Here is a 10754-nt window from a genome sequence, read left to right as displayed (position 1 = left end):
TATTTGATCTCGTTTATAAGCACGAGAACTTTTCTGGGTGGCATCAAGATTGATTTGACCATTAGCATCTATAATATATTGGTCACAAAAAGCAAGAATCAAATCCGAATTGTTCTCCAAATGTGGTATGAGTGTGGCAAGAAAATCAGGATGCCATAGGTCATCATCATGGAGAGTAGCGACATATTTACCCCGTGCCATTTTGAGAGCATGAATCTGATTTTTGAGCATCCCTACATTTTGTGGGTGTTGCCAAAATCTGATCCGTGGATCACAAAAATCAGCTACTAAATTTGCTGGACTTTCTGGACTACAATTATCCGAAACAATAATTTCAATATTCTGATATGTTTGAAGAGCAGCACTGAAAATTGCTTGTTTGAGATATTGAGGACGATTATAAGTAGGGATAATCACACTAACTAAGGGTGGTAGTAAGTCAGAAGTTATGGACATGTTGTTAACTCACCTTTTGATAAATGGTTTCTAGGAAACGTAAAGCTGTGGGAGCAGGACTATAATTTTTCATAGCCCATTTTCTACCCTCTGTAGCAATTGCTGGTAAAATTTCCGGTTGATCCGCTATTCTTTCAATTGTGGCTTTAACATTATCTAAATCCACACCAATATAATGTGCCCAATTTTCTGGCATAACAGGTAAACAAACACCATATTTTTCAAAATCCACATGAAAAGTAACACATCCAGCTGCTAAAGATTCCCACAATCGCCAACTGTCCCACTGTACTATCTGATGGGATTTTAACTGTAAATGATTGAGCATTTGCTTACCTATACGATTCAGTAAACTGGCTGGGTCATCAGGCCAGCTAGGCACAAAAAAACCTCCAAAACAAGCACAAGCAATGGAGTTTTTTAGACGCTGGTAAAAGCTGGGATAATGTCTCTTACCGGTTTGTAACCACTGCAATTGATGATATGGGTCTGATGTTAGATTGTGGGGACTATCAATAGTGTGGTCTATGGAGAAAATTTTACTGATTTGGGGTATAAACATCCGAGAACTAATATTTCTCACAGGATGGCCTTTTTTCCAGTGGCGAAAATTAACCAAAATTTGTTTTTGACGATCATCAAAATCTGGCACTGTGTTCAGTTCTCGCAAAATTCGACTGCTTAAACCAAAAGCCCAAGGGTAAAAATTATTCCTAGATTTACTATTTCCATATTGTAACTTACGATTATAATGGGTTCGAAAAATAAAATCAAACTGGTTGAATTCAGGTCTAAACCTATAAGTTTTATCACTGTCTTCTCCATCTAAGTAAACCGTAAGATATCCACGATTCGGTTTAAATAGATTATCTACCCAGGCATAATTAACAGACAACCAAATATTAGTCAATATAACCAAGTCACAATCATCAAAGGTAATATTTGGGTTATAATTAAAAAGATATTTTTCCTCTTGAGATGATTCTAACCAATAATTTACATTAGCAAAAAATGAGATTCCTAGTTCCTGAAAACCTTCAGCTAAACAAACCAGTAAATGTTGAAACTGATCACCAACATCATCCAACTCTCGAGGATCACATAAAAAATATACTTTACCATTAAACTTATGTTTCAACTGTGCAATTATTGTCATGTGTTTTGTATATTTGATAAAGAACCAGAAACTATCTGATATCATTTTGGGTCTGATAATATTGCCAAAATTTACCTTGTTGTTGAATCAGATCTTGGTATGAACCCTGTTCCATAATTTTTCCCTGTTCAATGACCACAACTTTATCAGCTTTAGCCACTGTAGAAAGACGATGGGCAATAACAATTACTGTTCGCCCAATAGTGAATTTATCTAACAACTCTTGAATTACCTGCTCTGTAATTGCATCCAATGCACTAGTTGGCTCGTCTAAAATAAGGATTTCAGGATTTCTCACTAAAGCTCGAGCAATGGCAATTCTCTGTTGTTGTCCTCCAGATAATTGCATGCCATCAGCACCAATTATGGTATCAAAACCTTGAGGTAATTTTTGAATAAATTCAAGAGCATTGGCTAACCGTGCAGCTTCAATAATTTCTTCCTCGGTGGCCAGGGGTGTACCATAGGCAATATTATGACGAATTGAAGTGTTAAAAATAAAACTTTTTTGACCAACTATAGCCATTTTCCAACGCAGAGAGTTGATTTCAAATTTTTGGAAATCTAACCCATCTAACAAAATTCTCCCGTTAGTTGGTTCATGGAATCTAGCAAGTAAGTCAGCTAATGTGGTTTTGCCACCACCTGATGCACCAACTAGGGCAGTCATTTTACCTTTTTCTATTGTCAAGGTGATATCTTTGAGAACTAAATGATTGGGCTCATAACCAAAATTTACAGCCTGTATGTCTATAGCTTTTTGAATTCCACTAAATTCAAGATAGCCATTTTTAAAATAGGCCTTATTTTCAGATTTCAATAAATCTTTGATATTTTCTACCGCACCGGCTTGAGTATTTAAAAATGCTAAAACTCCGTTGACATCTTGAATCATTGGTACCAGACGAAACAGTACGAAAAAGAAAGTCAGGAGGTTAGAAATTGGCATTAAATCTACAACTACAGCCACGCAAATGATACCAACTAAAATCAGAGTTGATATACTATCCGCCAGGGGTTTAACTATCAGGGAAATCCAATAAACTCTACGCCAAGATTTAACAATGTTGGCGCTGGCTTCAAAGTATCTTTGCCGTTCAAACTGTTGTGTACAAAAAGCATGAACTACACGAATACCATCCAAAAACTCCAGCACTCTAGTGGTAAAAATATCATTGGCTTTAGTAATCTCAAAACTGCGTTCCCTAATATGTTTATTTAGTGTCGATAGTCCCACGGCTAAAAAGCTAAATAGGAAAATAGATAAGATGGAAAGATGCCAGGATAAAACAAATAGGGAAATTGAGTAGACTGCTAAAGTAAGACTTTTAGTCACTAAAAAAGCCAATCCTCCGAAAATCTGTCTAATTCTCTCCATTTCATTGGTGAGAGTATTAATCAATTCTCCAGAGCTTTTTTTAGAAAAGTAACCCAGAGTTTGTGTACTCAATTGCTCAAAGATGCGTTTTCGCAAGTTATCTACTAAATTAATCTCACTGAACTGAATACATAATTGTCCTACATAGTTAAATAATGCCCGTATACAGGTAGTAATTACAATGAGAGCGGATATGCGATATAATCTTTCTATTGCTGAGGTATTAACTCCTAAAATAAAAATATCAACCCAATCAATTCCCGTTTTTACAGGTGCAGCAGCAGGAGTGGTTAAACTCTGCAGAAATACTAACAAAAAACCTAAACCAAACCCCTCAAAACTAGCAGCAAGAGCTGAAAAAAATATGGCACCAATCGTCATCAAGCGAAAATGCTGAAACTCTTTGAGAATTAATTTATGGTTTTGCCAAAAACTTGCACTTTGCAAGATTTCGAGAGGGAGACTAGCAAGTTTAAGGTACATGAGAATAATCAATAATAACTGGTAATAGGATTAATCACGATCCAGGGATTACATGGGAGCGCGACGGATAAAACGACCAATAGCAGAACCCAAGAGAATTTCTAGGTTCTGCTGAATTAATTTGGCATTGGAATAAAGTTTAATAGGTGTATGACTGTGTTTCCAATACAACTTATCTGTGATGCTGGGAGCACTACCTAATAAAGCACTAAGCATTAACTTTTTGCGCCAAGGTTTGACATTTGGTACTGTCGCATGAGACATAATAGTACCACCAGGAATAAAATCCATACCGTCGGGTCCAACAGTACTTAAAGGATAATTATTTAGCATTAAAGCTAGATTTAAGTATGTTTGATCTCCATACAGATAGGGAGGAAAATTAAAAGTACGACTCCCGTATAGATCCGTTAGGTCGCTGTAACCCAATTTCTCACCTATTTCTTGCAAATTTTGCCAAGTAGTCAGAACTGATTGATATTGCTTGGGTAGACCAATAAACCCACTATTATAGTGATAATCTAATTGGCGTTCACAAATAAAACCATTACTTTCGGCAAATTCTTTCCATGCTAGTCTTCGGGGATGATTAGCAGGAACCAAATACCAGGAGTCACCACAAATGGCAATCCCCCGACTAACCCAGTTTTCATAAAAGTTCCATTTACACTTATTGACTATATCAGGATCAAAGTAAAATAATGCCTCCATATCAGGACAGTATTTTTGCCATAGTAGAGACATAAAATCGGGTTTGTAAAAACCTAGATGTTTATTAGTTTTTACCTCTATAAATCTGATGGCACAATCTGGAGACACAGTAAACTCTTCATAACCTGCTCCTGTTTTTAAATACTTCGCCCAACTTGGTAATTTACCACGATAGCCAGCCCAGCATATTCCTTTAAAACCATGATGGTGTAATGAGTTGATTAACGCGCCTACACCATAGTGATAGTCTTTTTCAAATACGGTACAAATAGCGGTTTTCATTTTTTGTTGCCGTTGTTAGCTGTTGTTAATTATGTGAACTTTCATGGGTTATTAGAAACCCTATCTCGGGGATAGGTTTGTCTAAAGCTTGGAGTGTTTGGAGTTAAATAAACTAGTTTCACCGCGCAAGATATTGAATAGCTCTGGCAATCTATGTAATCTTAACTTCGTCATCCCTAGGCTCGAGATCGGAAGATTTTGTTGAAGATTATGATCAAAATTTACCAAACGAAATAATTTGCCTTTTTTGCCAATACACCATTCATACTTAAAGATTGATCCTGGTGATTTCAATAACATTAATAAGACTATAAATCCTATTAAAGGACTAAATAAAGACAAGAAAAACAATGCCAAAAATATATTTATTGTTCTCTCTAATACCACCAGTATATCATCACCTATTGTAAGAGGTTGATTTTTATTAACAGGACGTATAAATATTGGTTTATTAGCCTTCTCACAAGCATTAGCCCAAAATTTTAATGTGGAAGTTCCCAGTTTGGAATCTATAGTTACTAAATTAACTGTGGAATGTTTTAGACAGTTAATCAATTGTTGTTCATTGTTTAGGGAAGGTAAATGTATTTGTGAGGAATTTCGGGAGAATGTAACTAATAACTGATCCCTACGCCATTTCAGAGAGTAAGATGGAAAGGCAAAATTTTCAGATAGGTCAGATACCACACCAGATTGCTGTAAACTAGGAAAAATGGAAGTCGTCATGGTCGTGTTTTTCCTTATCTCTATATTTTCTATAATAGAATAAGATGGTCAGCTGATTTTTGAACTCAAGAATTCTTTATTGATTCTTGATTAACTCTTGATTAATTCCTTAAATAATATAGAACAATAGAAAATTCCCCGTTTCCTCAGAATAATTATTTTTCCACAAATTCTTTTAGAGCTAATGCTTGTGGTTTGATATATGGAACATAAGTGCTTTCAGAGTCAGATACCCCGTTAGCTACAACGCCAATAAGATTTAACTTGCTCAACATAGATGTAGCCTGGGCTAGATGATTATGTGTCACTTTACCAATGCTAGCAACCATAACTACACTTCGACAGGAAGAACCTGTAATTATTGCATCTACCATACCCAACACTGAAGGTGCATCTATGAGCACTAAATCATAATTTTCTTCAAACATGGTAATTATTTCCCTCATACGTGGAGAGCTTAAAAGATGTGCTGGGTCTGCAGGTATAGGACCAGCAGTTAAAATATCAATGTAAGCTGAACCTGAGTAGGAAATTCCTATTTGATCGGGTATGTTTGCATCATTAGCTAACAGAGTTGATAGACCCTGTTCATTCGGTAGATTTAACTGCTTATGTAAATTTGGGTCTCGTAAATTGGCATCAATTAGGAGCACTCTTTTATGTAGACGTGCTGCACTCATAGCTAAACCTAAGGTTAAAGATGACTTACTGATATCTGGTAATGCTGAAGTTACCATTAAGGATTTTAAATCGGACTTGCTGTGGAGCAATTCGATATTTTTATAAATCAAATCTAGGGACTCCCACCCAGGAGAAGATTGTAAAACCTGAATTGTCCAGGGAGCTAAAACATCCGGTTTACCAAAAGGCAATTTAATGACGGATTCCTTACCTTTTGCTGATGGTAATTTTGGTGTTGTTCCCAATAAAGGTAATGCTAATTGTTTTTGCAATTGGGCGGTAGTATGCACCGCATCATCTGATGACTCACGGATAAAAGCAGCAACTCCACCTAAGATAAATCCTACAATTGCACCCAGTAATAAATTTTGTGAAAGATTGGGTCCTAATTTAACGCCCATTTTTGGTTCTTCTACTACTTGCCAATTAAATCCACCTTTAGACAATTCTTGACGCAATTGCTGTTCTGCTCTTAGCAATTGTTCCATTCTTTCTCGACTAAATTTTAGTTGGGGAATGATCCGATTGTAGTAGGATAATAGAGAAGGAAACCGTTTTAACTGCAATTGGAGTTGACTTTCTTTCTGAGCTAAGGTCTGATCTCTAGCGCTCAGTGCCACAATATTAGTTTGAGTGGTTACCAATTCACTGGTTAAGTTCAGATCAATTTGTCCTAGTTGTCCTTGTTCTAACAAATTTTCTCCGAAATTTAAGGAATTATTATTCTCACCTAGAGTTCTGCTTACCTCTTTTTGTAAAAGTCCTTTTTGATCTTGCAGTTGTTGATTTAGTTTCTGTACGTTAGGAGTATCATCTGTAAAACGCAATCGCTCTTGAGCTAAAGCCAACTCTGTTTTCTGAATTTCATTGAGCAAACCTTGGTAGCGCGTAGACTGACTCAAACGAGAAGAAACTAAAGCATTTTGTGGTGAGCGATTCAGTTGTTGTTGCAAGGATTTTTGCTTAGCTATGGCTTCTTGGTATAGAGAATGAGTGGTTTGTCTTTCCTTGCGAATACTATTTAAAGTTTCTTCAATTGCTTTTGCTTCTAACTCCGGATCAATCAAATTCTGATTGCGGCGAAATCGTTGTAAATTAGCCTCTGACGCGTTCACTTCGTCAGTTGCTTTATTTAGCTGTTCTCTAATAATTTGTAGACCTTTTTGTAACCGAATATCCTGTTGATTTTTATTGTACTCAAGATACACTTGCTGAATAGCAGTCAGAACCTTTTGAGTTTTATATGGATCATCACTGATATAATCAATTTGAAAAATTTTCGTGGCAATATTATCTTCAGAGGTCTTAATCTGAGTCGCAACTAAGGATTTTTTAAGTTCCTCTGTAGTGATATCCGGATATTCGGACTTAAGCCGAGTCACTGCTTTTTGTAAAAGTGCAGAACTCCTCATTAAATTTAACTGGGTCGCTGTGTCAATAACAATGTTAGATTCAGTGAAATCCGTTCCCAATTTATCTTCCTTTTCCCTTCCTTGGTAGTTAGGTTCTATCAATAACTGGAGGGTACTTTGGAAAGTTGGTTGAGTTTTTGCAGTGATAATTCCAGCTACTGCTGTGGAAGTTAAAAGTACTAATAGAACCCAAGGAAATCTTCTAATAAATACAGACAACATTTGTCCATAGCTTGCTTCTGAATCTGCTGAAGTATTTAGAGGTGAGTTTAAACTAGTTTGAAGCACTGTAATTATCCTTCTATACAAGAGACTATAGACTAAAAATTCGGATCATTGACGAAAGTATTAAAATTTGGGGGTGCTATACCCCTTCATTCCATCAGTGATGTATACCGGAGTTTTTCATGACAATCTCCTCTATCTTTTGAAAAAACACTGATTCTGAGAAGTTGTTAACAGCGTGATTGCGAATGCTTTGATAATTCCAAGCTATTTCCTTGGCCCGAAATAATCCTGTCTGTAGAGAGTCAGCTGATTGTCTGTTAAAAAACACTCCAGTTTTTCCAGGTATTTGAGTGTCTAAAACACCCCCTGCACCATAAGCAATCACTGGAGTTCCACTGGCATTCGCTTCTACTGGCACTAATCCATAGTCTTCCAATGCTGCAACAATAATGGACTTAGCTCTAGAAAATAGGTCCTTACGCTTAACGTCGCTCACATGACCTAAAAATTGAATATTATCTAGTGCTTTGGATTTTAACCTTTGTAGTTCTGGTCCGTCACCTGATATTAATAAAGGCCAACCTAACCAGTTAAAAGCCTCGACTATGATATCAAAACGTTTATAACTTATCATCCTAGCAGATGCCAAGTAGTAGTCATCTTTTATTTCAGAAAAAACAAAATTATTGGTATCAATTGGATAATTGACTACCATTGCTTCCTTGCCATATATTTGTTGTATACGTTTGGCAACAACGCTGGAATTGGCAATGTATAAATCTGGTTCCTGGGAGTATTTCAGATCCACATTTCTCATCATAGCAAATATTTTTTCTATTACTGGAGCAAAGTAACGATAATCTCCATACTCCCGTAAATAAGTTTGTGTATCCCATAAAAATCTAGTTACATTGTGACAGAAGCAAATGTGTTGAGCTTCCTTTTTTTTACGAACCGCTTTGGCAAAGCTCGTACTGCTACTAATAATTAAATCATAGTCTTGTAAATCCAGGGAACGGAAAGCTGGAAAGTATAACGGGGCTATAAGTCGAAAATATTTCTTAGCCCCAGGAATGCTTTGTAAAAAAGTAGTTTTAACTATCCGATCGCCTAAGTCAATAGTTTTTTGGGCATCATATACAGATGTAAAAATATCCGCTTCGGGGTAGTATTTGCAAAGCAATTCAAATACTCGCTCTGCTCCACCGCGCTGGGTTAAATAGTCATGGACTAGAGCAATTTTCATTGTTTGAATAGGGGGGAGGGGGAATAGGGAGTATTGGGTCTCCCTATGACTGCTGGAAACTCTATCTAGCGATCGCTAAGGTTTTAACTGGGGAAAAATAGGCTGTTTGTTCAGCACGCAATCTATCACAAAGTCTACCTGTAGGCAATTCGACATCGTTATAAGTGAGGACTTGATCTCGAGGAATATCTCGTATTAAACGACATCCTTGTGCTAGTCCCATGGGTAGTAAATTTTCCTGTTGCACAATGGAGGAATTTTCACATTGTCCATAGGTCATATAATAGCCAATACCATCAATTATTTCCCCTGCTTTTAAATCAATCTTGGCTGTGGCCACCACATCAACTATAGGACCTGCTATGGGGGTTAAAACTGCATCATGTAATAACACTGCACGAGCTACAGAAATAGGAACTTCAAAATGACATAAGTGATAGGGTGTATAGAAACTATAAAGAGGACCCTCGCCCAATTTATAGAGGTTCAAATAATGGCGTTGTTTGGGATCTTCGTGAGTAGCAAAAACAAATACTCCTGGACTGGGTTTTGCACCTACCACATAGTCTACAATTCCACCCAGTTCCCTAAGCTGATCTAGATCATACATTTTGGTCATTTCATCTACATGACCTGTATATTCATATCCCAACATACCCCGCTTTGCTACCTTCATCCCCGTACCATTGGCTACAATTGCTTGCTCAAAGGAAATTTTTGTACCGTCAGCAAAACTTGTCACCATAGCTGGATTTTGTCCCCAACGTTGAGCAAAACCAGCTTGAGTGGTTGGATTGCGGTAGGGATCTTGTAATCCCTTAATATTTCCACATAATAGGGGGGTTAAACCAATGCTTTTAACAAAGCGATATAAATTCATTTCTACCCCTGGTTGATCCCCATCGCAAGCTGTGAAAACTACTCCAGCTCTATCAGCATGAATTTTTAAAATCGGTCCCACTGTTCCATCTAGTTCCGCATTCATTAATATCACATGCTTTTGATGGGCGATCGCTCTGGTTACCAAATGAGCTGCATATTCTATGGTTCCAGTGACTTCAATAATTGCATCTATACCGTCTGCTTCACATAGCAACATGGCATCTTCGGTGATTGCATATCCATTTTGGGCGATGGAATCTTCCAAATCTCCTAAATTATCCACAGTGCGGAAATTTTCGATTCCTGCTTCCAAATATGCTCGTTCTGCTGTTTGAATATGACGGTTAGCAATAGCTACCAATTCCATTCCTGGAACAGAATTAATAATTTGATTAGCTATACCTCTCCCCATAAAACCAGCACCAATCATGGCAACTTTTACTGGTTTACCTAATTCAGCACGTGCTTGTAATGCTTGATCAACTATTATCATTTTCAACTCCCGGGAAACTCCGAATAATTTTTATACAAACTCTCAAAAAAGGTATGGGTACTAGACACCTATTAACACAGATTCCAATAAAGGCCAACTAAGATCTTTCTGAGAAATTTCAGTCACATTCAAAGGCCAAACAATGTCTAAAATGGGATCATCATAACGCAGACCTCGTTCATAACCAGGGGTGTAAAATTCACCAACTTGGTAAACAACTTCCGCGCCATCAGTTAGAGCTTGATACCCATGGGCAAACATTTCCGGTACATATAAAGCACGACGATTTGTTGCTGTTAGTTCGACGCCAATATATGATAGGTAGGTAGGAGATTCCGGACGCATATCCACAATCACATCATAAATTGCACCTTGAGTACAGCGAATTAATTTGGTTTCTGTTGCTGGTGTAATTTGGTAGTGCATTCCTCGCAGGGTGCCTTTTTGATGATTAAAAGATAAATTACATTGGGCAACTGTTGGCTTTAAACCATGTTCAGCAAATTCTTGGGCGCAGAAAGTTCTGGCAAAAAAACCACGATGATCTGGTTTGTCTTCTAATTCGATAATGAAAGCACCAGCTAGACTTGTTTGGGTAAAAATCATATTTTTGAAAACTC

At 37.1% G+C, this 10754-nt stretch carries 9 protein-coding genes; all 9 read right to left on the bottom strand.

Annotated features, from left to right (window positions below; genetic code table 11):
* The coding region (locus ASL19_RS14110; protein ID WP_152980444.1) for a glycosyltransferase family 2 protein at positions 1-456 on the bottom strand (456 nt) is incomplete at its 3' end.
* Between the two features lie 4 nt (positions 457-460).
* Positions 461-1612: a glycosyltransferase gene (locus ASL19_RS14105; RefSeq protein ID WP_057178826.1), complete on the bottom strand. Its 1152-nt coding sequence runs from the start codon at positions 1610-1612 to the stop codon at positions 461-463.
* 31 nt (positions 1613-1643) lie between these two features.
* Positions 1644-3473, bottom strand: a complete 1830-nt coding sequence (hepA, locus tag ASL19_RS14100) for a heterocyst formation ABC transporter subunit HepA (RefSeq protein ID WP_057178825.1) — start codon at positions 3471-3473, stop codon at positions 1644-1646.
* 48 nt (positions 3474-3521) lie between these two features.
* Positions 3522-4466: a hypothetical protein gene (locus ASL19_RS14095; protein ID WP_057178824.1), complete on the bottom strand. Its 945-nt coding sequence runs from the start codon at positions 4464-4466 to the stop codon at positions 3522-3524.
* Positions 4467-4547: 81 nt separating this feature from the next.
* Positions 4548-5192 carry a heterocyst development glycosyltransferase HepC gene (gene hepC / locus ASL19_RS14090; RefSeq protein ID WP_057178823.1) on the bottom strand — a complete coding sequence of 215 codons (645 nt, stop codon included), beginning with the start codon at positions 5190-5192 and terminating at the stop codon, positions 4548-4550.
* A 155-nt stretch (positions 5193-5347) separates the two neighbouring features.
* Positions 5348-7573 (bottom strand): polysaccharide biosynthesis tyrosine autokinase, encoded by a 2226-nt coding sequence (locus tag ASL19_RS14085; protein ID WP_057178822.1) that lies wholly within the window; start codon positions 7571-7573, stop codon positions 5348-5350.
* Positions 7574-7667: 94 nt separating this feature from the next.
* Entirely contained in the window at positions 7668-8759 is a 1092-nt protein-coding gene (locus tag ASL19_RS14080) for a glycosyltransferase (protein WP_057178821.1), read from the bottom strand.
* 61 nt (positions 8760-8820) lie between these two features.
* Positions 8821-10134, bottom strand: coding sequence for an NAD(P)H-dependent oxidoreductase (locus ASL19_RS14075; protein ID WP_057178820.1), 1314 nt, complete (start codon positions 10132-10134; stop codon positions 8821-8823).
* Positions 10135-10194: 60 nt separating this feature from the next.
* Positions 10195-10740 carry a dTDP-4-dehydrorhamnose 3,5-epimerase gene (gene rfbC, locus ASL19_RS14070; RefSeq protein ID WP_057178819.1) on the bottom strand — a complete coding sequence of 182 codons (546 nt, stop codon included), beginning with the start codon at positions 10738-10740 and terminating at the stop codon, positions 10195-10197.
* Between the last annotated feature and the right edge of the window lie 14 nt (positions 10741-10754).

This window comes from Cylindrospermopsis sp. CR12, from assembly GCF_001432185.1.
In the GTDB taxonomy this organism is placed as follows: domain Bacteria; phylum Cyanobacteriota; class Cyanobacteriia; order Cyanobacteriales; family Nostocaceae; genus Raphidiopsis; species Raphidiopsis raciborskii.
This window is presented reverse-complemented; position numbering and strand designations above follow the sequence as displayed.

Excerpts from the sequence above, each read along its gene's own strand:
- ASL19_RS14105 (WP_057178826.1), bottom strand. The coding sequence starts at position 1,612 with ATGACAATAATTGCACAGTTGAAACATAAGTTTAATGGTAAAGTATAT.
- hepA (WP_057178825.1), bottom strand. The coding sequence starts at position 3,473 with ATGTACCTTAAACTTGCTAGTCTCCCTCTCGAAATCTTGCAAAGTGCA.
- ASL19_RS14095 (WP_057178824.1), bottom strand. The coding sequence starts at position 4,466 with ATGAAAACCGCTATTTGTACCGTATTTGAAAAAGACTATCACTATGGT.
- hepC (WP_057178823.1), bottom strand. The coding sequence starts at position 5,192 with ATGACGACTTCCATTTTTCCTAGTTTACAGCAATCTGGTGTGGTATCT.
- ASL19_RS14080 (WP_057178821.1), bottom strand. The coding sequence starts at position 8,759 with ATGAAAATTGCTCTAGTCCATGACTATTTAACCCAGCGCGGTGGAGCA.
- ASL19_RS14075 (WP_057178820.1), bottom strand. The coding sequence starts at position 10,134 with ATGATAATAGTTGATCAAGCATTACAAGCACGTGCTGAATTAGGTAAA.
- rfbC (WP_057178819.1), bottom strand. The coding sequence starts at position 10,740 with ATGATTTTTACCCAAACAAGTCTAGCTGGTGCTTTCATTATCGAATTA.